The sequence below is a fragment of the Pontibacter sp. E15-1 genome, assembly GCF_022601975.1.
Classification (GTDB): Bacteria; Bacteroidota; Bacteroidia; order Cytophagales; family Hymenobacteraceae; genus Pontibacter.
On sequence record NZ_JAKVIR010000028.1, the window covers coordinates 19,921 to 41,952 of the forward strand.

The following is a 22,032-nucleotide window of genomic DNA, read 5'->3' on the forward strand; positions in this document are numbered from 1 at the left end:
GGGGAGAATCGTTTTTCTGCTATATTAAATCTTTACGTGAAGACATGGTGCAAATTCTTAGAACTTAACGGCCCTACCTCTTGGGAGGGGGAGAGGTAGGTTATTCTGCACAAACACTTATACATGCGCAGAATCTATTTGATAAGGGTATAATACCTGAAATAAAAAGGCAGAGCAGCCTGCGCCACTCTGCCTTCCCAAATAAAAAAGGTTTACTAGTTCTTGTACGTCTCTTGGGTACTGCCGCACTTCAGCATCTTGTCGCCGAAGTATGGGTTGCGGATTTCCTGGGTTGTGCTGATCCAGTAAGCGCCCTCGTTGTTGTTGGCCATGGGGCAGTGCTGGTAGTAAAGCTCCTGGTTTGTGGCACCAAACGCCTTTGCCATCGAGAACACCGACTCAGACAACTTGTCCAGGCTGGCGCGCTGCGCGTCAATATCCGAGGCATTGGCAATAGCGGAGGCGCTTTCCTTTACCTGAGCTGTCTTTTCCTCTGCGTAGGCCTTCTCATCGCCTGTCAGGGTAGCCACTGGCATCGCGTTGGCAAGTGTCAGCACGCTGTTGGCTGCTTTTTTGGCTGCTTCGGCGTCGGCGCTTACCAGGGCCTCTTTCAGGTTCAGGTACTCGTCTACCAACTGCTTGATCTGCGTCTGCACGGGCTCGGCTACGGTGGTATAATCCGGTGTTTCTACCACAACGGTAGCAGGGGTAGCCATTTCTTCCTGTGCTGCCGCGCTGTTTTCGGCGGTGGCTTCAGTGTCAGCGGTCTTGTTTTCTGAACATGCCGAGAAGGTGAATGCAGCGACGAACGCTGCTGCTAAAAACGTCTTTTTCATGATTAGAATTTTGAGTTATTGAATAATTGGTTGTTGAATTCTGCTTTGGTATACTGGCTGCCTGCAGGAGAGAGTTATAATGCGCTCCTCCTTAATGCAGCCATTCAGTGTTAGTGATTGTGCCCGGCCATGGGGTTTGCGCCTTTCTTGAGCACAAACTCGCTATACAGCAGGTATGCCCCGGATGTCACCACCTGGTCATTCTCTTTCACGCCGCTCAGAATCGAGGCGTTGTCGGCGCTGGCTTCTCCCAGCGTAACCATGCGGGCCTGAAAGGTGTTGCTGCCGGTCTTTACCCATACATGGCTGCCTTGCCCGTCGCGGATCACGGCATCGGTGGGCACGAGCAGTGCCGCCCCGTTTTTGCCCGGAAGCACCACGTTTGCCTGCATGCCAGGCAGGTACTGCGCGTCTTTATTTGGCAGCTCGGCGCGTAACACCGTTACCTGGCTGCCTTGTCGCAACTCCGGGCTGATGAAGGTAACCTTGGCTGGCACCGATTTGCTGAATCCCTGCACAGCCACCTGCACATTGTCGCCGGCCTGCACAGCCGCCACTTCCTGCGGGTATAGCTCTGCCTCCACCCAAATGCTGCCTAAATTGCCCAGGCGGTATAGCACGGCCCCTTCGGCCACGTACTGGCCCTCGGCGGCGGCAATCTCGGTAATTACCCCAGCGGCAGGGGCTACAAAGGTAATGCGGGGAGATAGTTGCTCCGTTTTCCCCAGAGTTCTGATTTGCCCCTCGGTGAGCCCGTAGAGCAGGAGCTTGCTTTTGGCGGCCTTTAGGAAGGAGGCGAACCGCGGGTTTTGGGTACCCAGTTCCTGCTGCTGCTTCAGGGCCAGCAGGTACTCCCGCTGCAGCGTCAGCAGCTCTTCGGAATACAGCTCATACAGGGGCTGCCCTTTCCGGACCTGCTGCCCTGTTTCCTTTTGGAAGAGGCGCTCCACACGGCCCGCCGCCCGGCTGCTGATCACATCAGTCTGTGTCTCGTCCAGCACCAGCTTTCCGGTCAGGATGGCGTTGCTGGCGAGTTCCCCGGACTGCACTTTGGAGGTCTTGATATTGCCCAGCAGCATCTGGTTTTCGCTCAGCATTAGCTCGCCGCTGTCTTTGCCGCTCTGCGAAACAGGCACCAGGTCCATGTGGCACACGGGGCAGGTGCCCGGCTCCTGTTGCACCACCTGCGGGTGCATCGGGCAGGTATAGGTGGTGCCATCGGCAAGGGCATCGTCGTGCTCATGGCTCAGCTCACTCTGGCAGGCAACGGTGGCCAGGGCCAACACGAGCAGCACTATATTTCGGTATCGTTTCATGTCTTTCTACTTTTTACTTCTGACTACCTGAATGATTGAATCGGGATGGGCTTGCTGGTTTACATTCCATCGTGCAGGAGTCCCTTATTCAACATTTACTTTCACAAAGCTCTCGCTGTCGACCAGGAACTGGGCGTTGGCGGCGATGGTGTCGGTGGGTTTCAGGCCATCCAGCACCTGCACCTCATCGCCTGCCACGGCACCCAGGGTAATGGGCACAGGCTTGAAAATGCCCTTCGAGGGGATAAACGCAACTGTCTGCGTGCCCAGGTCCAGCACCGCCGTGCGCGGCACCCATATACCAGGGGCCGTAGGGTAGGAGGCCGTAGCCGTCACCAGCGTGCCCACACGGGCCAGATTCTGGGAGCCGGGCAGGTATGCGCGTATTTTCGCAAAATTCTCGCCAGCCTCATAAAACGGCTGCAGAAAGTCTACTTTGGCCTCCAGCCGCTCGCCCGGCAGTTGCGGAAACGTGATCTGGAGCGGCGCGCCCTTGGCCAGCGCGCTCACCTCTCCGGCCGGGACATTGAACTCCGCCCAAAGCGTGGAAGTGTTCACGACGCTGAACAGGGGCTGGCCTGTGCTCACATACATACCCTCCCGCAAGGGCGTCGCCTGTCCGCCGGGTGCAGTACTGCCTGCGGGAGTGGGGGCGCTGCCGCCCATACCCCCACCCATACCACCTGCCGCTGGCGCTGCACTTGCCTGGCCCGGGGTGGCCGCTGGGGCCGACGTGTTCAGGTTCACTACATACCCGTCGTAGGGGCTATAGATCGCGAAGGCATAGCTGGCCTCCCCGGTGCGCAGCAGCCGGTTTACCTGTGCGTCGGTGGCGCCAAGCAGCAGGAGCCGTTGTCTGGCCGCCGCCTGCATGGCCTTGTCTTCCGGGGCCGACCGGACCAGGTAGAGCAGTTCCTTCTGGGCAGTGACCAGGTCCGGGCTGTATAGCTCCATCAGCTTCTGCCCCTTGTGCACCGGCTGGAAGTTATACTGCACCAGCAGTTTCTCGATGCGGCCACCCACCTGTGCCGGTATGGTATACACCCGGCGCTCGTCGTAGGTCACGATGCCTTCCAACTCCACGGAGGCTTGCACCGTTTTCTGCGCGGGCTTCACGGTCGTCACCGACGACAGGATCGCCTCATTAGTGGGCTGCAGCAGGTACGTCAGGTCGCCGGTCAGCTCCACGTCTGCGCCGGCGGCATTCTGAGGCACCAGGTCCATGCCGCAGATAGGGCAGGTACCCGGCTCATTCTGTACCACCTGGGGGTGCATCGGGCAGGTATAAGTAGTGCCTTCGGCGTGTTCGTGCTCCTGCTCAGAACAGGCGCTGAAGACCACGAACAGCAATAATAAGAGTATGCTCAGGTATCGTTTCATATGTGTTTAATTTTGAATGATTGAATTCTGAATGAATACCTCCCCAATTCAAAATTCAGTTATTCAGGTATCCAAAACTTACTTTTCAAGCTCCCGCTCATAGTTCACGGTCAGCAGGTAGAGGGCCTGCAGGTTGTTGAGGTACTCCATCTGGGCCATGTTCAGGGCTTCCCAGGCATCGATCACCTCGGGCAGCTGGGCGTTGTTCTCCTCGTAAGAGAGCATGGTCACGTCGTAGTTCTTTGTCAGGGCCGGGATGATCTTGGTGCGGTAGTTCTCTGTCTGTTCCCGCTTGGCGTTCAGCTCCAGGGCCATGTTGCGCACCATCCCCTGGGCCTCGTTGAGGATGTTCTCGCGCTCCCGCAGCATGGCGTCAATCTCCAGGCCCATGGCTTTGGTATTGGCTTTGTACATTTTGCTCGACCATGGCGCAATCGGGATGGAAATCATACCCATGGCCGTGAACTGGTTCGGCATCATGCTGTTGCGGGGCGTCATGTGGTCGAAGCGCACTTTAAAATCCGGCTTGCGCTCCAGCCTTTCCTGCTCCACGCCCAGGCGCATGCTCTCAACGGTGCGGTCGAGCTGGCGGAGGTCGCTGCGGGTGTTGTTCAGGTATACCGTGTCGGCCGCAAGTGGCACCGCGTCGGGGATGCTGCCCAGGGAGTCGATCTGAAACTGCTGCTCTTTGGGCAGGTTCATGAGGGTGTTGAGCTGCACACGCTGCTGGGCAATCTCATTGCGGGTCATCAGCTGCATGTTCTCCACCTCGTGCAGGCGCCCCTCCGCCTTGTAGACGCTGCCCAGGCTCCCCTGACTGTAGGGGTAGCGGATGCGCGCCAGTTTCAGCATATACGCCATCAGGTCGGCGTTATCCTGCAGCACATCCAGTTTCTTTTCCAGCACGGCCCAGCTGTAGTAAGCGGCCTTGGCCTGGCTGCGGAGCTCGTTGTAGGTCACTTCCGCCTTGGCAAGCTCAATGGCTGCCCGCGAGTCGAAAACGGCCTGCTTGGCCCGCTGCTTGGCCGGGTTGGGTATGGCCTGCTCCGCCGAGATCATGAAAGAGCCTTCACGCTCGTCGCTCTCCACGTTCTGGCCCGGATAGGGCAGCATAAACACGCCTCCGCCCACCATGGGGGCCATCCAGCTCGTTGCCCCCTCGGCATAGGCATCCTGTGCCTTGGCCCGCAGGTCGTACTGCTGCAGCATGGGGTTGTTGCTGCGGATGGCGCTGAGCACGCTGTCCAGGGGCACGGGCTGCTGGGCCAGGGCAGGGGCGCTAACCGACAGCATGAGTAGCGCAGCCACAGCAGCGGCGAAACATCCGCCTACCCACTTCCGGAGCAGCGTCTTGAGCGCAGTGGTTTTCAAGGTATATAGCTTAGTGCTTGACATCGTAGATCTCTAGTTTACCGTGTTTCTTCAATTCATACTGTTTCGTCATCTCAAACACCACCGGGGTTACCAGCAGGATGTGGATCGAGGAGGTGAACACGCCGCCGATCATCGGCAGCACGATCGGCAGCATCACGTCGCTGCCCACGCCGGTGGCCCACAGTACCGGGATCAGGCCGAACAGGGCCACCGACACGGTCATGATTTTCGGGCGCAGGCGCTTGGCAGCCCCCATGAAAACATAATCGGACACATCCTGCTTTGTGATGGTCTCGGACGAGTTTCCCTTTGCGTCGGCCAGGTCCTTCATGGCCTCGTTGAGGTAGACCACCATCACCATGGCCGTCTCAATGGCCAGTCCGAAGAGGGCGATGAAGCCCACCGCCACCGCCACCGACAGGTTGACGCCATAGAAATACACGATAAATACGCCGCCCACCAGCGCAAACGGGATGGTGATCAGGTTGAGCAGGGCCTCCTTCATGGACTTGAATGAGAAGTAGAGAATCAGGAAGATGATCACCAGCACCAGCGGGATGATGAGCTGTAGCGTCTGGTTGGCGCGCACCTGGTTTTCCCACTGCCCGCTCCACTCCAGGTAGTAGCCCTCCGGCATGATCTTGCCCTCGGCGTTTATCTTCTCCATCGCCTCTTTCACCGTGCTGCCCAGGTCGCGGTCGCGCACGTTGAAGAGCACTGCCCCGCGCAGCTGCGCATTCTCAGAGTTGATCATCGGCGGACCGTTGGTGAAGCGGATGTCAGCCACAGACGAGAGGGGTATGGTGCCGGAGGAGGTTTCGAGCGGGATGCGCTGAATGCGCTCCAGGCTGTTGCGGTACTCCTGCGCCAGCCGCACGTTAATGGCGAAGCGCTCGCGCCCCTCAATGGTGTTGCCGATCGTTGCCCCGCCCAGCGCCGACTCCACCGTCATGTTCACGGCGTCTATCGTCAGGCCATAGCGGCCCAGGGCGTTGCGGTCGATGTCGATCTCCATGTACTTGCCCCCCGTAATGGGGTCCACGTACAGGTCCTTCACGCCGGGCACGGCCTCGAGGGCCGATTTTACCCGCTCTGACACGGCGTATACCGAGTCGAGGTCCTGGCCATATACCTTCACGCCCACATCGGTGCGGATACCGGTGGCCAGCATGTTGATGCGGTTGATGATGGGCTGCGTCCAGCCGTTGACCACACCGGGGATCTGCAGCTTCTCGTCCAGCTCCCGGATGATGTCCTTTTTCGTGATTCCCTCGCGCCACTCTTCCCGCGGCTTGAGCATGATGATGGTCTCGATCATGCTGATCGGGGAGTTGTCGGTGGCGGTGCTGGCGCGCCCGGCCTTGCCCAGCACACTCTTCACCTCGGGCACCGACTTGATGATCTTGTCCTGCACCTGCAGGATGCGCTTGGCCTCGGCATTCGACACGTCGGGCAGCGTAACCGGCATGAACAGGATGGAACCCTCGTTGAGTGGCGGCATAAACTCGGTGCCCAGGCTGAGCAGCATGGGTATGGCCACCAGCAGGGCGAGCACGTTCAGGCCGATGGTGGTTTTGCGCCAGTTCAGGCACCATTTCAGCAGCGGGCCATACACCCGCTCCAGCCCCCGGTTGATCGGGTTGGCGTTATCGTCCCGGAACTTTCCCTTCAGGAAGAAGGAGATGAGCACCGGCGTGAGGGTGATCGCCACCACCGCATCCACCAGTAGGATAAAGGTCTTTGTCCAGGCCAGCGGGCTGAACAGTTTGCCTTCCTGGCCTGTCAGCAGAAACACCGGCAGGAAGGAGGTGATCACGATGATTGTGCTCCAGAACACGCTAGGGCCAACCTGCTTGGAGGCTTTCTCGATGATGCGGAGTCTGGTTTCTTTATCTAGTTTCATATATTAGTTTTGAATGAGCGGGTGAGTGAATGAGTGAATTTTATCTGGTAGTATTTTTTCTGGCCTTTGCCAAAACAGATAAAATCTCAGTCGTTTCTTTTACCAGTGGTGTTGTCGTCAATTTGCTGGTGATGCCAGATTCCTCAAGTAGCTCAAGCCAGAAAATTGTCTCATCCGCCTCTTCAATCACGATGCTCACTTTTGAATAAAATTCTGCTGCTGACCTTGCGCGGCAAGCAGCTCTATAATTTGCTCCTACTGATGTGGCTGAGCGCAATAACTGCCTTTTCATGATGTTTGCTTCCTCTGATTTGGGTAAACCTTGGCTAAAGCGAATGACATCGAGCGCAAGTTTTTTGGTGCGCTGGCGGAATAGTTCAACAAACTCTTCCTTAGGGGTTTTATTTAAATCACTCATGGCTAATCCATTTAAGATTCACACATTCACTCAAACACTCATTCAAAATTTCTCCTATTCCTCCTCCATCCACTTTTTGCTCTTTGCTGCTTCTGCCAGGTGCCGGTAGGAGTTTTCTACCATCACGATGGCGTCGTCCACGATCACACCCACAGACAGGGCGATACCCGTCAGGGACATGATGTTGGAGGAAATATCGAAGGCGTTGAGCAGGATAAAGCCGATGGCCACGGAGAGCGGCAGCTGAATGATAATGACCAGGGCGCTGCGCCAGTGGAAGAGAAAGAGGAACACCACGACAGAAGCCACGATCATCTCCTCGATGAGGGTGGTTCTCACGGAGCTCACGCTTTCGTTGATCAGGCCGCTGCGGTCATACACGATGTTGAACTTTACCCCCTCGGGCAAGCCCTTGGAAATCTCGGCCATCTTGGCCTTCACATTGTCAATCACCTCGGCGGCGTTCTCGCCGTAGCGCATCACCACAATGCCCCCCACGGCCTCGCCCTCGCCGTTCAGGTCGAAGATGCCAAGGCGGCTCTCGCCCGTCATCTGCACGGTGGCCACGTCCTGCACGCGCACGGGTATGGTGTTGTTGGTGGTGATGGCGATGTTCTCGATCTCCCCCGCCGACTTCAGGTAGCCGGTGGTTTTGATGATGTAGCCGATGTCGGATCGCTCAAACTTGCGCCCGCCCGCCTCGTTGTTGTTGGCGCGCACGGCCTGAATCACCTGGGGCACCGTGATGTTGTAGTAAGTGAGCTTGTTGGGGTCCACGGTAACCTGGTACTGCTTCTGGAAACCGCCGAAGGAGGCCACCTCGCTCACGCCACTCACGTTCTGCAAGGCAAACTTCACATACCAGTCCTGCACGGCGCGCTGCTCGCCAAGGTCCATGCCGGGGGCATCCAGGGTATACCACAGCACGTGCCCGACGCCGGTGCCGTCAGGCCCCAGGGTTGGAGTAACGCCCTCAGGCAGCATGTTGCCAACCGTGCTCAGCCGCTCCAGCACCCGCGAGCGGGCCCAGTACACGTCAGTGTCCTCATCGAAAATGATATAGATAAAGCTCATGCCGAACATGGAGCTGCCGCGCACATACTTCACCTCGGGCAGGCCCTGGAGGTTAGTGACCAGCGGGTAGGTAACCTGGTCTTCGATGATCTGGGGGCTGCGGCCCATCCACTCGGTGAAAACGATAACCTGGTTCTCAGACAGATCCGGTATGGCGTCTACCTTGTTGGCTTGCACAGAATAAAGTCCCCAGCCAAAGAGTATGGCCGAGACGAGCAGCACGAGCACGCGGTTGCGCAGCGAAAAGGAAATGAACTTCTCAATCATGGAGAAAGATGTTTTAAACCAATACAGAACAGAAACAAGCAGCTGCATGACAGCTGTCGGGGAGTGCCTGAAACAGGGGTATGGCCGGGGAATGCGTTAGCGTGTGGACCAAAAAGGCCACGGGTGGTCAGCATGCCCGGGAGGCACTCCGGTCTGTATGGTTATAGGAGGAAAGACTGCACCAGCAACGGAATGTCGCGGGCAAAAGGAGGTGACGTGTAAGCGGTATACCTCGGGGCAAGTGTGGACTCGGACGCGTAAAACTGCAGCACGACCGCTTTTACGATAGCCAGCAGCTTGATGTGCTGCAGCTTGTGCAGGTCAATGGACGACTGGGTGTCTGTAGCGGAATCATGGCGTTCGGCCACTGTTTTGTGGTCCTGGCAGCAGCCGTCATTGTCAGGTTTGGCTTGCTTTGGGGTATGGCACGGGGGCTGTGGCTCCTGAAGCACTTGCCGCATCGGGCAGTCGGAGGAGGCGCCAAACAGGGTCACGTCACGCAACTCACCGCCACACAGGTGCACACCCACCGCCATACCCGTCGAGGAGACGAGCACCAGCAGCGCAAGCGTGAGGAGTATGATTTGGCGGTATAGCTTCATGTTAATTTTTGATACTACAAAGGTATAAGCTCTGCAGCAAGCGGCCTTACAAAATTAGCAAAATTATTTACAGAATTCTGGAAACGGCCCAGGGGGCCAGTCTGATAACAGGCATACCGGTAAAGAAGTTGCCGGTATGCCTGCCTTTTATACCCGTTGCCGCAACAGCCTTTGTCGCTGAAGCCGGGGTAGAGCGTCATGCCGCCGTCCACGTACAGGGTGGTGCCGGTGATGTAGTCTGCCTCGTCGGTTGCCAGCCACACGGCCACTTTAGCGACGTCCTCCGGCTCCCCGATGCGGCCATAGGGGATGAGCGAGAGCATGCCCGCGCTGCCTTCTCTGGTTTCCCATACCTCCTGGTTGATCCCGGTTTTGATGGCGCCGGGGGCAATGCTGTTTACCCGGATCTTGTTGGGGGCGAGCTCCTGGGCCAGCGTCTTCATCAGCATCTGTACCCCGCCCTTGGCTGTGGCATAGTTCACATGGCCTGCCCACGGGATGATATCGTGCACGGAGCTGATGAAGAGGATATGCCCGGCCGCCGTTCTTGCTTCCGGGTCAACCTTGCGCTTCGTAAACTCGCGGGCCGCTGCCTGGGCACACAAAAAGTAGCCGGTCAGGTTGGTGTCGATCACCTGTTGCCATTCTTCCAGGGTCATGTCCAGCACAGCGGCGTCCCGCTGTATGCCTGCGTTGCTCACCAGAATGTCCACGGTGCCAAATGCGTCTGTGGCGGCCCTGAAAAGCCGCTCCACGTCTGCCGGGTTGCCCGTGTCGGCCTGTACCACCACCGCCTTGCCGCCTCCCTCCTCCAGCCGGGCTTTCAGCTCCTGTGCCGGTGCCTCATTCGCGTGGTAGTTAATCACGACACTTGCGCCTTCCTGGCCCATGGCCAGCGCGATGGCCTGGCCTATACCGGCGCTCGACCCGGTAACCACCGCTACTTTTCCCTGTAACCTTTTGTTTTTCATCGTGTTTGTTTCATGTGCTTTCTCCTGTGTGCCCGGCCAGGTGCGCGTGCAGTGGCCGGAGGTGTTTTCGCTTTCCATCTGCTAACGGCTAAACCCGGCCGCAGTTGCCTGAAACGATTGCACAGCCACAAGCCAGCCCCAGCAGGCCACGGGTTCAGTTGCGCGGGGTTGTCTGATAGGAGTTATCCTTGTACATTTGTCTGAGCAAAGCAGGCCAAATACGCAGGCATGCAGCATCATGTATGATACAGCACTGTCAGATTCGCCTTTGCCCGGTGCCGCCCTATGGTGGGGCAGGGGAGCGAATGACCAAAACCGGATATTTAAGGATGATGGGTGCAGCACTCTCACATAAAGCGGGCTTCAGGGCGGTATTTTTGCTGCTGTTGCAGGCGATCCTCTGTTTTTTGCCTTCCCAAGCAGACGCCGCGCCGGATGCCGGGTTCCCCTATGTCCAGAACTTCACAAAATTGGCGTACCAGGCGGGCAACCAGAACTGGGGTATCGCGCAGGGCCCCGACGGAGTGGTATACTATGCCAACGCCAACGGGCTACTGGCCTACGACGGAAACCACTGGCAGCTATACCCCTTGCCCAACAACCAGATTGTCCGGGCGGTGGCCTCCGATAACAAAGGGCGTATCTATACCGGAGCCTACGGCGAGATGGGCTACTGGAGCTACAGCCAGGAGGGCCGCTTCACCTATACCTCCCTAACGGGCCTGATTCCGGGCAAACAGGCGCTGGCCGATGAGATATGGAAAATCTATACCGACGGCAGCCGGGTGCTCTTCCAGTCGTTTGGCAGCATTTATATATATGAGGACGGCAAGATAGACGTAGTGAAGGCAACGCGGCCCTACCTGTTCCTGCTCAAAGCCGCAGACCGATTTTTTGTGGAGGTGATCGGGGAGGGGTTTTATGAGCTGAAGGGCAAGGAGCTGGTTCAACTTGTTCCTGCCGGGGTGCCTGGCACCGCCGGAATTCTGTCGGTGCTTCCATACCGGAAGGGGCAGTTTCTGGTGGGCACCAACCGGAACGGCCTTTTTATATACGACGGCAACACGCTGAAGCCCTGGGAGAACCAGGTGAATCAGCTCCTGATCGAAAACCAACTGAACAATGGCGTACGGCTGCCGCACGATGTTTTTGCCTTCGGCACCATCCTGAAGGGCGTTGTGATGGTAGATACCGCCGGCAACCTGGTGCAGCAGATAAACAAGAACAGCGGGCTGCAGAACAACACGGTGCTGAGCATGTTCGCGGATGCCAGCGACAACCTGTGGCTGGGGCTCGACAATGGCATCGACCACATCGACGTGAACTCGCCACTCTACTTCTACTTCGATAAAACCGGCAAGTTCGGGACGGTATACGCCAGCACGATCTTCCGGGGGAAAATATACCTGGGCACGAATCAGGGCCTTTTTTACAGCGAATGGGCGGGCAATAACAGTGCAGCCCTTTTCCAGAACCTCGACTTTAAGATGATCCCCGGTTCGCAGGGGCAGGTATGGGATCTGTCGGTGCAGGACGGCGAGCTGCTGTGCGGCCACAACGACGGCACGTTTCGGGTGGAGGGCGACCAGCTGGTGAAAATAGCGAACATCAAAGGCGGCTGGGTGCTGCAACGGCTGCAGGCAAACCCCGACTACCTGTTGCAGGGCACCTACAACGGGCTGGCGCTGTTCCGCAAGGATGAACAGGGGAATTGGGCGCTGTGGCGCCAGATAGAGGGCTTTGGCGCGCCCTCGCGGTATGTGGAGCAGGACAACAGCGGGCACATCTGGGTGAGCCATGCCTACAAAGGGCTGTTCCGGCTAACGCTGGGTAAAGAGCTGTGGAAGGTGAAGGAGAGCAGCAGCTTTAACGAGGCGCAGGGCCTGCCCAGCGATTACAGGATCAACATCTCCAGGCTCTTCAACCGCATCCTTTTTTCGTCGGATGATGGCTTTTATGTGTTTGATGAGGTCGGCAGCAAGTTTGAGCCATACCAGGAGCTGAACCGGAAGCTCGGCAGCTTCGCCACTTCCAACCGCGTCATCAAAGCCAACGACTCGACGTACTGGTTCATCAACCACGGCAAGGTCGCGCTGGTGGGCTTCGGCAGCGACGGCACGCTTACCCTCAACACCAACCAGTTCAGCATCCTGGACAACCGCATGGTGCAGAAGTATGAGAACATCAGCCAGATACGCGCCTCCGACTACCTCATCAGCATAGACGACGGTTTCGTGGTATACAGTTCCGGCACCAGGCCACAGCCGTTTGCCCTGCCGCCCGTCCTGATCAGGAGGGTGGAGCACGCCACCGAGGGCAGTGCGCTCCTCAGCGACAGGGGCGGCACTGACGGTGCGCTGGAGCTTCCGTTTGCCCACAACAACCTGCGCATTTCCTATGCCCTGCCCCTTTACCAGCAGGCCACTGTCAAGTTTCAGTATTTTCTGGAAGGGTACTCCCGGCAGTGGTCGGCCTGGAGCAGCGCCGACCAGAAGGAGTTTACCAACCTGCCCTACGGCCGGTATACCTTTCGGGTGCGCGCCCGCGTGAATGACAACCAGCTGACGAAGGATGCGGCGTATACCTTCACGATCCTTCCGCCCTGGTATGCCACCACCTGGGCCTTTCTGGGGTATGCCGTGCTGGCTGTTTTGCTGGCCCTGCTCCTCCGCAGGCTTTACCACCGGAAACTGCAGCGCGACCATGCGCGGATACAGCACCGGCTGGAGCAGGAAAAGCAGGAGCACCTGCAGCGCGAGGCGCTGCTAAACGAGCAGAAGATCGTGAAGCTGCGTAACGAGCAGCTGAAGGCAGAGCTGTCGGGCAAGAGCCGCGAGCTGGCCAATACCGCCCTGAACATCGTGTCTAAAAACGAGCTGCTGCAAAACCTGCGGGTGGAAGTGAACAAACTGGAGGACGGCGACGGCAAAAAGCTGCCTGCGGCCAAGCTTAGGAAAATCCAAAAAATAATTGAAGAGGGTATGGGCGACCAGCAGGACTGGAACCTGTTTGAGAACAGTTTCGACGAGGCCCACGCCAACTACTTTAAGAAGCTGAAGGAAGAGTACCCGGACCTGACCCCAAATGACCTGAAATTGAGTGCTTACCTACGCATGAACATGAGCAGCAAAGAGATTGCCTCGCTGCTCCATATCACGGTGCGGAGCGTGGAGCTGCGGCGCTACCGGCTGCGCAAAAAGCTTAACATGGAGCACGATAAGAACTTGGTGGAGTTTTTTCTGGAGCTATAACACGGGCCGTACACCACATCATTACCTCTCATGCCACCCCTCAAAAGCCTCTCAGAGGCTTTTTTTGTCTTCGTGCTGCCCACCCCGGGTTTGTGTGCGTATAGGAGAATATCCCGCCAACGCCCTGTAAAACAGTGTGTAAGTGCTTGCTCACACGCTACTTTAAAGTATTTGCTCCCCTGATGTGGCGATGTAGTGGTGGCTTTTTTGGTTCGGGTGGCATTAAGTGAGACTTTTGGCTTAAAATCAACTTTCTACCAATCAAACAACAACGGCGTATGAAAAAATATTTTTTACTGTTCTGTATGTGTTTGCTAACGATCGGAATGCTGTATGCACAGGGGGATCTCTCTGTGAGCGGAAGACTGACGGACGCGGACAGTGGCCAGCCTCTTATTGGAGCAGGGGTGGCAGTGAAGGGAACCACCCGCGGAACACAAACCGACGCAAATGGTAATTTTACAATTACCGCTCCAGCAAACGGCACGCTTGTCGTGAATTATATTGGCTACCAGCGCAAGGAAGTTCCCGTGAACGGGCAAACCAACCTCGACATCTCACTCGCTATTTCTTCTGAGCAATTGGCACAGGTGGTAGTGGTAGGGTATGGTGTACAGGAGAAGCGCGACGTGACGGGCTCAATTGCTTCTGTAGATGGGGAGGAGTTGAACAAGCAATCCTCGCAGAACCCGGTAAGCTCGCTGCAGGGTAAAGTGGCAGGTGTGCAGATTACGAACAATGGGCAGCCTGGTTCTTCACCAAGCGTGCGTATCCGTGGTACGGGATCTGTGTTCGGAACAGTGGAGCCACTCTATGTAGTAGACGGTACTTTTGTGGATGACCTGACATTCCTCAACCCGAATGACATTGAGTCGATGGAAGTGTTGAAAGATGCCTCCAGTGCTTCTATCTATGGTCTGCGTGCTGCAAACGGTGTGATTTTGGTTACAACCAAGCGAGGTAAGGCTGGTAAGCCACGCATTAACTACAACGGCTTTGTAGGAACTAAATCAGCAACCAATAAGCTGGAAATGGCTAATGCCAGCCAGTATGCCACGCTGCTGAACGAGAAACTGAACACAGACAGGTTTAACACAAATCAGCCATCTACCGACTGGTATGATGAGGTGTTGCAGACGGCTACGATTCATAACCATCAGTTAAGCCTTTCGGGTGGTACCGAGAAAATCACTTACAGCTTTAGCGGCGGTTACTTGAACGAGGAAGGTATCGTTAAAGGTAATGACTATGAGCGCATTACGGCTCGCCTGCAGACGGATGCGAACCTGACCGACAATATCAAAGTAGGCTACAACGCCATCTTTAGTGATTACGACTCGAAGGATGTGCCGGGTGGCGTGTTATACCAGGCCTTTGTGGCTCCGCCTATATTGCCGGTGTTTAAGGCGAACGGCAACTATGGAGACCCTGCTGATATTGGTGTGGGTAATTTTGCAAACCCACGCGCCACCTTGGACCGCTTCAACCAGATATCCGGAGGTCAGCGCCTTGTTAGCAACGCCTTTGCAGAGGTGGACTTTCTGAAAAGCCTTAAATTCCGCTCCAGCCTTGGTCTGGAGTATGGCATCAACGAGTTTAGAAACTACCAGGCAAAAGATTCGCTTACAACTGTTCAGTTTGCTGATAGAAGCACTCTGACCAAAGGACGTTCGAAGAATACGCTATGGTTATGGGAAAACACGCTTACCTATGATAGAACGATTGGCGATCATCAGTTTACGTTGTTAGCCGGAACCTCAGCGCAGGAAAAGCGCAGCGAGTCATTTAGCGGATCAGCCAAAGACGTGCCTTTCGACTCTGAGGCGACCCTGTTCCTGGAACTAGGTGACCCAACAACCTACAGCCTGACAAACCGCGCTTCCTTAGAAACGCTTAACTCATACTTCGGTAGAATTAACTACTCTTTCAGAGACCGCTACCTTTTAACGGCTACACTGCGCCGCGATGGCTCCTCTAAGTTCCCTTCAGACAGCCGCTGGGATAACTTCCCTTCTATAGGCTTGGGCTGGATCGTTTCAGACGAGTCTTTCATGCAAGGCATATCTGCCATTGACTACCTGAAGCTGCGTGCCAGCTGGGGTAAACTGGGCAATGCAGGGGTGCCTTCCAATATCACTGACGTTGTTGCCGACTATAACCCACGCTACACGGCAATATTCGGTATACCGCCTATGCCCTATGTTGGGGCCAGTATCGTAGCCGCTGTACCAGACGATCTGCTTTGGGAAGTGGTGAAGGAGCTGGACTTTGGCGCCGAGTTCGCTTTCCTGAACAATAGGCTGACACTTGAAGCCGACTGGTATCAGAAGAAAACGGAAGATGCCATTTTCCAGGCGCCTATCCTGGGTTCTCAGGGTACCTCAAGCCAGTTTATACTTGGCAACTTCGCTGACTTCAAAAATACGGGCCTAGAGCTGGTGGCTGGTTGGAAAGACGACCTGAACACCGAGATTAGCTACGGTGTGAGCGCTAACGTTTCCTTCAACAAAAATGAAGTGACGAATCTGGCCACAGGCCGAACCGACCTCCTGTCTGGCGGGTTGCCGGTAGGTGGTTACCTGACCACTGTGTCGCGTGTTGGGCAACCGATCGGCTCTTTCTATGGCTACGAGGTGGTGGGCATCTTCCAGAATGAGCAGGAAGTAGCCAACTCGGCCCAGATGAACGCCACGCCAGGCAGCTTCCGGTATCGCGATGTGAACGAAGACGGTGTTATTGACACGAAAGACCGGGTATTGCTGGGCAACCCGAACCCAGGGGTATACTACGGCATCAATATGAACATGAATTACAAGAACTTCGACTTGCTGCTCGACCTGCAGGGCGTAGGGGATGTAGATGTGTATAATGCCAACAAAGGCGTTCGTTACGGCAACGAAAACTACACCAAAGAGTTCTTCGACAACCGCTGGAACGGGGCAGGCACATCAAACTCATACCCATCGGCAAATTTGTCTGGCTCAAACCTGGACCCCAACAGCTGGTATGTAGAAGACGGAAGCTACTTCCGTATCCGAAACATCCAGGTGGGGTATACCCTGACTAGCTCATTTGTGAGCAGCCTAAAAATGCAGAGCGTGCGCTTTTACGCCAACGCCCAGAACCCGGTTACCTGGTTCAATTACAATGGCTTTACCCCAGAGGTGGGCGGTGGGCCAACCAACGCAGGCATCGACCTGAACGTGTACCCTCTGTCGGCTACTTATAACTTTGGTGTGAACGTGAATTTCTAATCTAGAAAGAGAAAGACCATGAATACGATCCTATATAAATCGAAAAGAAAAATTACCATGCTTGGGTGCGTGCTGGCTCTGGGTGGGCTTTACTCCTGCAAAGAAGACTTTCTGGATGTTGACCCGCAAGGGCAACCCCGTGGGGAGGACTTCTTTGTGACGCAGGAACACGCCCTACAGTCGGTAAACGCCATCTACGGTAACCTGCGTGAGTGGAAACTTGCTGCATTTGCCAACCTGGCCGTAACCAACATCGCCTCTGATAATGCCGATAAGGGCAGTGATCCGGGGGATGCCACGTTCATGAACGACTTCGACAACTTTACCTTCACCCCAACGCAGTTTATCCTGAACGACTACTGGACGGGGCAGTACCAGGGCATCAACCTGACCAACCAGGCCCTGGACAACATCCCGAACATCAGTATGGACCAGACGCTGCAACAGCGTTTGCTGGCTGAGGCAAAGTTCCTGAGAGCTCACCATTACTTTAATCTGGTGCGTGCCTTTGGCGATGTGCCGTTGTTGACACGCGTGCCGCAGACTCCGGAGGAGATCAACCCGGTGCGCGCGCCAAAAGAGGAAGTATACCAGCAGATTATTAAGGATTTGCAGGAGGCAGCAACTGTGCTGCCGGCAAATTACGATGCCGTGAACGTGGGCCGTGCCACCAAAGGCGCGGCACTTACCCTGCTTGCCAAAGTGAACCTGTACCAGAAAAACTGGCAGCAGGTGCTGGACCTGACCAACCAAGTGATGGGCATGGGCTATTCGCTGACACCAAACTACAACGACATCTTCCGCATTTCGGGGGAGAACAACAGCGAGTCTATCTTTGAGGTGCAGGCCCTGACGCTGCCCGGCAACTGCGGCGCATCGAACATCCAGTGGGCGGAGGTGCAAGGCGTGCGCGGCCAGTTTGGCTGGGGCTTTGCCATCCCTTCGGAGAATCTGGTGAACGCCTTCGAAGAAGGGGATGTACGTATGGACGCCACGATTCTTTTCAGGGGTGAAACCACACCGGAAGGCGACAAGATCAAAGACGATGTCCCGAACCCGTACTACAACCAGAAAGCTTACGTGCCGAGCTTTGTAACCCGCGACTGCGGCTACGGGAAGGACCAAAACATGCGAATCCTGCGCTACGCCGAGGTGTTGCTGATGCACGCCGAGGCGGCTAACGAGCTGGGTATGACCTCAGAGGCGCTGAGCTCCTTGAACATGGTGCGTGTGCGTGCCAAGCTCGACCCGATTGAGACAGCCACGCAGCAGGAGTTGCGCAACATCATCTGGCAGGAGCGCCGCGTAGAGCTGGCCCTGGAGGGCGACCGCTTCTATGACCTGGTGCGCCAGGGAAGAGCCGCGGAAGTGCTGCAGGCCGCAGGCAAGCAGTTCACCGCCGGTAAAAACGAGTTGTACGCCATTCCACAACGGCAGATTGACCTGAGCGGCGGAACGCTGACCCAAAACCCCGGCTATTAATCGGGTAGTATAGTGCGGATGGGGCCATATTGGGGTATGGCTCCATCCTTTTTTTAATGAATGATCTTCTTCAGCATGATCCAAAAACAACTTTTGTTTTATTGTCTGCTCCTGATGTGCGCTTTGCTGTCCTGCTCCGGCGATCCAGACAAGGCACCAGTACCAGACCCGACCACCGATCCCGACACACCGCTTACACCTACCACCACCGAAGATCGGGCCCTGCTCGACAAGGTACAGGAAACAACTTTTCGCTATTTCTGGGATTATGCCCACCCTGCCAGCGGCATGGCCCGCGAGCGCACCGGCTCCGGTGACCTCGTGACCTCCGGGGGCACAGGCTTTGGCGTGCAGGCCATCATCGTGGGGGCGCAGCGCGGCTGGATTACCCGGGCGCAGGCCACCGAACGACTTACCAAACTAACCGATTTCCTGGCAACTGCCGACCGCTTCCATGGGGTATGGCCGCACTGGCTGAACGGCAGCACTGGCGCAGTCATCCCCTTCAGCCCCAAAGACAACGGGGGCGACCTGATCGAGACTTCCTTCCTGATGAACGGCCTGCTGACGGCCCGCGCCTATTTCGACGGAGCCGGGCAAGAGGCTGCGCTGCGAACCAAAATCACGCAGCTCTGGGAAACCGTGGAGTGGGACTGGTATGCCTCGCGGGGCAACGGCCTGCTGTACTGGCATTGGAGTCCGAACCATGCCTGGGAGATGAACATGCCGATCCGGGGATGGAACGAGGGCCTGATCGCCTACGTGCTGGCGCTTGCCTCGCCCACCCACGCCATCTCCCCGGAGGTATACCAAAACACGTGGGTCAATGCCAGCTTCGGGCAGCCCCAGGACTTTGCGGGCTATACCCTGAAAATGGGCCCCAGCTACGGCGGACCGCTGTTCTTTGCGCACTATTCCTTCCTGAGCCTGGACCCGCGCCAGATGCAGGATACCTATACGAACTACTGGCAACAGAACCAGCACCATACCATGGTGAACCGAAGCTACAGCCTCAAGTTCGCGCCACAGGGGTATGGCTACGCCGAAAACTTTTGGGGCCTCACCGCCTCCGACGACCCGGACGGGTATGCCGCGCACTCGCCCACCAACGACAACGGCACCGTGGCCCCGACGGCCGCGCTCGGCTCGTTCCCCTATACCCCTTATTACAGCATGCAGGCACTGCGCAATTTCTACAAAGGTTTCGGCGGCAGGCTGATCGGGGAGTATGGACTGAAAGACGCTCATAACAAAACCCGCAACTGGACGGCCTCCGACCACCTGGCCATCGACCAGGGGCCGATCGTGGCGATGATTGAGAATTACCGGAGCGGCCTGCTGTGGGGCCTGTTCACGGACCTGCCCGAGATCCAGAACGGCCTGGCGAAAGCCGGCATACGCAAGCCAACCTACGAAACCGGTTTCCCGCTGGAGGTGCCCGATGTATTCACCAATCAGGTAGACCTGCTGAAACACCCGGACCGGGAGAACTACTTTGTCGGGGTGGCCACGAAGGAGGCGGGCGTTTATACCCTCAAGCTGCTGAAAGAGGACGGTACAGAGGTAAAAACGATCTGGAACGCAGCCAGCAAAGCCGCCAACGGCCTGGAGCAGGTAGCGCTGGGCGCGGAACTGGTGGCCGGCAAGTACAAGCTGCTGCTCAGTTCTTCCGCTACATCCAAAGAAGTAACCCTGTTTCTGCATTAACCCAAACGAAAAAGACGACACGAACTGATTATGAGAAAACAACTACTCGCCATACCCTTACTCGCTGCGCAGCTTTTTTACGGTTGCCAGGGTGCCAAAGTAAACACTGCCACCGAGCCCACCGCCACCACCTCTGAATCCCTTTCCGACGACGAGCTGCTCACCAAAGTGCAGGAACGCACCTTTCAGTATTTCTGGGAGGGGGCCGAACCGACTTCCGGGCTGGCCCGCGAGCGCATCCACATGGACAATGTATACCCCTCCAACGACCGCAACGTGGTGACGACGGGTGCCACGGGCTTTGGCCTGATGGCGATACTGGTAGGTATCGAGCGCGGCTTCATCACCCGCGACGAGGGCGTGCGGCACCTGCAGAAGATGGTGAATTACCTGGATACGGCCGACCGCTTCCACGGGGCCTGGCCACACTGGATTGAGGGCGAGACAGGCAAGGTGAAGCCATTCGGCAAGAAAGACAACGGCGGCGATCTGGTGGAGACCGCCTTTCTGGTGCAGGGCCTGCTAACAGTGCGTCAGTACCTGCAGGACGGCACCCCACAGGAGCAGGCGCTGGCTGGCAAAATCGACAAGCTCTGGAAAGAGGTAGACTGGAACTGGTACCGCAAGGGCGGCGAGAACGTGCTGTACTGGCACTGGAGCCCGGAGTATGCCTGGGAGATGAACTTCCCGGTGAGCGGCTACAACGAGTGCCTCGTGATGTATGTGCTGGCCGCCTCGTCGCCCACGCACGGGGTGCCGGCGGAGGTATACCACGAGGGCTGGGCACAGAATGGGGCCATCAAATCGGATGCGCGCATGTATGGCCGCGATGTGGTGCTGAACCACAACGGACATCAGGGCAGCGTCGGGCCGATGTTCTGGGCGCACTACTCATACCTGGGCCTAGACCCGCGCGGCCTCAAAGACAGGTATGCCGACTACTGGAAGCTCAACCAGAACCATACCCTGATCCAGCGCGACTACTGCGTGGACAACCCGAAAAACTTTAAAGGCTACGGAGAGGATGCCTGGGGCCTGACTTCCAGCTACTCACCTGCAGGCTATGCCGGACACAGCCCAAAACACGACCTGGGTGTGATCTCGCCCACGGCAGCCTTGTCATCCTACCCGTACGCCCCAAAAGAATCCATGACAGTGATCCGCCACCTCTACGAGGACCTGGGCGACAAGGTATGGGGCACGTATGGCTTTTACGATGCCTTCTCCGAGGAAAAAGACTGGTACACGCCCCGCTACCTGGGCATCGACCAGGGGCCGATCGTGGTGATGCTGGAGAACGGACGCAGTGGTTTGCTCTGGGACCTGTTCATGAGCGCCCCAGAAGTGCAGCAGGGCCTAAAAAAGCTGGGGTTTGAGAGCCCGAAAATTAAGTAAGCAGCCCGGCCTGGGCAATCCGGAAGCGAATAAAAGGAAACAGTGGAGTATGCCATACTTAACGCAAAAAGGTTATATTAGGCAGAACGCTTCTCTCACCATACTAAAAAACGAAACGATGAATCGAACGAAACCACTGTTTACAAGCTGGATCACTTTACTGTTGATCGGGTGGCTGGTGCTGCCAGCGGCGCAGGCGCAGGAGAACACACCGCCTTTCTGGGACGAGATCCAGGCCTTTAAGCAGCAGGACAGCCGGCAGATGCCCCCAAAAAACGCCGTGCTGTTTGTAGGCAGCTCGTCGCTGCGGATGTGGAAGGACATGCAGGAAATGCTGCCCGGTTATACCGTCATTAACCGCGGCTTTGGGGGCTCTAACCTCCTGGACCTGAACCGCTACCTGCCCGACATCGTGTACCCATACCAGCCGAAGCAGATCGTGATTTACTCCGGCGAGAACGACATTGCCTCCGACACGGTGCAGGCCCCGGAGGTGCTGGCCCGATTCAAGGACGTGTTTCAGCGCATCCGGCAGGAGATGCCGGGAGTACCGGTGGTGTTTATCTCCATCAAGCCGAGCCCCTCGCGGTGGCACTACAAGCCGATCATCGTGGAGGCAAACCAGCAGATCCGCAAGTACCTGAAATCGCAGCCCAAAACGCAGTATGTGGATGTATACCGCCCCATGCTGAACGCCGGAAAAAGACCAAAGCCCGAGATTTTTATCCAGGATAGCCTGCACATGAACAACAAGGGGTATGAAATCTGGGCCAAAACCCTCACCCCGTATTTACTGAAGTAA

Annotated in this window: 15 protein-coding genes; 6 read left to right on the forward strand and 9 right to left on the reverse strand. The window is 56.7% G+C overall.

Features of this window, described 5'->3' with window-relative positions; genetic code table 11:
- Positions 1 to 215: 215 nt before the first annotated feature.
- From MKJ04_RS18050 to MKJ04_RS18090, 9 genes are all read right to left on the reverse strand, one after another.
- The gene (locus MKJ04_RS18050; protein WP_241643069.1) at positions 216 to 836 is read right to left on the reverse strand and encodes a DUF3347 domain-containing protein; all 621 of its coding nucleotides are present in this window, start codon (positions 834 to 836) and stop codon (positions 216 to 218) included.
- A 110-nt stretch (positions 837 to 946) separates the two neighbouring features.
- Positions 947 to 2,152: an efflux RND transporter periplasmic adaptor subunit gene (locus tag MKJ04_RS18055; protein ID WP_241643070.1), complete on the reverse strand. Its 1,206-nt coding sequence runs from the start codon at positions 2,150 to 2,152 to the stop codon at positions 947 to 949.
- Between the two features lie 84 nt (positions 2,153 to 2,236).
- The gene (locus tag MKJ04_RS18060; protein WP_241643071.1) at positions 2,237 to 3,532 is read right to left on the reverse strand and encodes an efflux RND transporter periplasmic adaptor subunit; all 1,296 of its coding nucleotides are present in this window, start codon (positions 3,530 to 3,532) and stop codon (positions 2,237 to 2,239) included.
- A 78-nt stretch (positions 3,533 to 3,610) separates the two neighbouring features.
- A complete protein-coding gene (locus MKJ04_RS18065) occupies positions 3,611 to 4,927 on the reverse strand; it encodes a TolC family protein (protein ID WP_241643072.1) in 1,317 nt (438 codons plus the stop codon).
- The gene (locus tag MKJ04_RS18070; protein ID WP_241643073.1) at positions 4,914 to 6,809 is read right to left on the reverse strand and encodes an efflux RND transporter permease subunit; all 1,896 of its coding nucleotides are present in this window, start codon (positions 6,807 to 6,809) and stop codon (positions 4,914 to 4,916) included. Before MKJ04_RS18070 ends, MKJ04_RS18065 begins: the two co-directional genes overlap by 14 nt.
- A 40-nt stretch (positions 6,810 to 6,849) precedes the next feature.
- Positions 6,850 to 7,227: a four helix bundle protein gene (locus MKJ04_RS18075; RefSeq protein WP_241643074.1), complete on the reverse strand. Its 378-nt coding sequence runs from the start codon at positions 7,225 to 7,227 to the stop codon at positions 6,850 to 6,852.
- A gap of 54 nt (positions 7,228 to 7,281) precedes the next feature.
- Entirely contained in the window at positions 7,282 to 8,568 is a 1,287-nt protein-coding gene (locus MKJ04_RS18080; RefSeq protein WP_241643075.1) for an efflux RND transporter permease subunit, read from the reverse strand.
- Positions 8,569 to 8,729: 161 nt separating this feature from the next.
- Positions 8,730 to 9,170, reverse strand: coding sequence for an HYC_CC_PP family protein (locus tag MKJ04_RS18085; RefSeq protein ID WP_241643076.1), 441 nt, complete (start codon positions 9,168 to 9,170; stop codon positions 8,730 to 8,732).
- A 14-nt stretch (positions 9,171 to 9,184) separates the two neighbouring features.
- Positions 9,185 to 10,219, reverse strand: coding sequence for an SDR family oxidoreductase (locus tag MKJ04_RS18090; protein WP_317246730.1), 1,035 nt, complete (start codon positions 10,217 to 10,219; stop codon positions 9,185 to 9,187).
- A gap of 164 nt (positions 10,220 to 10,383) precedes the next feature.
- Here MKJ04_RS18090 and MKJ04_RS18095 point away from each other — a divergent pair, with 164 nt between their 5' ends.
- The 6 genes from MKJ04_RS18095 to MKJ04_RS18120 all read left to right on the forward strand — a co-directional run bounded on the left by MKJ04_RS18095 (position 10,384) and on the right by MKJ04_RS18120 (position 22,032).
- On the forward strand, positions 10,384 to 13,392 hold the full coding sequence (locus MKJ04_RS18095) for a triple tyrosine motif-containing protein (RefSeq protein ID WP_241643077.1): 3,009 nt from the start codon (positions 10,384 to 10,386) through the stop codon (positions 13,390 to 13,392).
- Between the two features lie 305 nt (positions 13,393 to 13,697).
- Complete coding sequence (locus tag MKJ04_RS18100; RefSeq protein WP_241643111.1) at positions 13,698 to 16,646, forward strand: SusC/RagA family TonB-linked outer membrane protein; 2,949 nt, start codon at positions 13,698 to 13,700, stop codon at positions 16,644 to 16,646.
- An 18-nt stretch (positions 16,647 to 16,664) separates the two neighbouring features.
- Entirely contained in the window at positions 16,665 to 18,128 is a 1,464-nt protein-coding gene (locus MKJ04_RS18105) for a RagB/SusD family nutrient uptake outer membrane protein (RefSeq protein WP_241643078.1), read from the forward strand.
- Positions 18,129 to 18,203: 75 nt separating this feature from the next.
- Positions 18,204 to 19,835: a glucoamylase family protein gene (locus MKJ04_RS18110; protein WP_241643079.1), complete on the forward strand. Its 1,632-nt coding sequence runs from the start codon at positions 18,204 to 18,206 to the stop codon at positions 19,833 to 19,835.
- 30 nt (positions 19,836 to 19,865) lie between these two features.
- Entirely contained in the window at positions 19,866 to 21,230 is a 1,365-nt protein-coding gene (locus MKJ04_RS18115) for a glucoamylase family protein (RefSeq protein WP_241643080.1), read from the forward strand.
- A gap of 118 nt (positions 21,231 to 21,348) precedes the next feature.
- Entirely contained in the window at positions 21,349 to 22,032 is a 684-nt protein-coding gene (locus MKJ04_RS18120) for a GDSL-type esterase/lipase family protein (protein WP_241643081.1), read from the forward strand.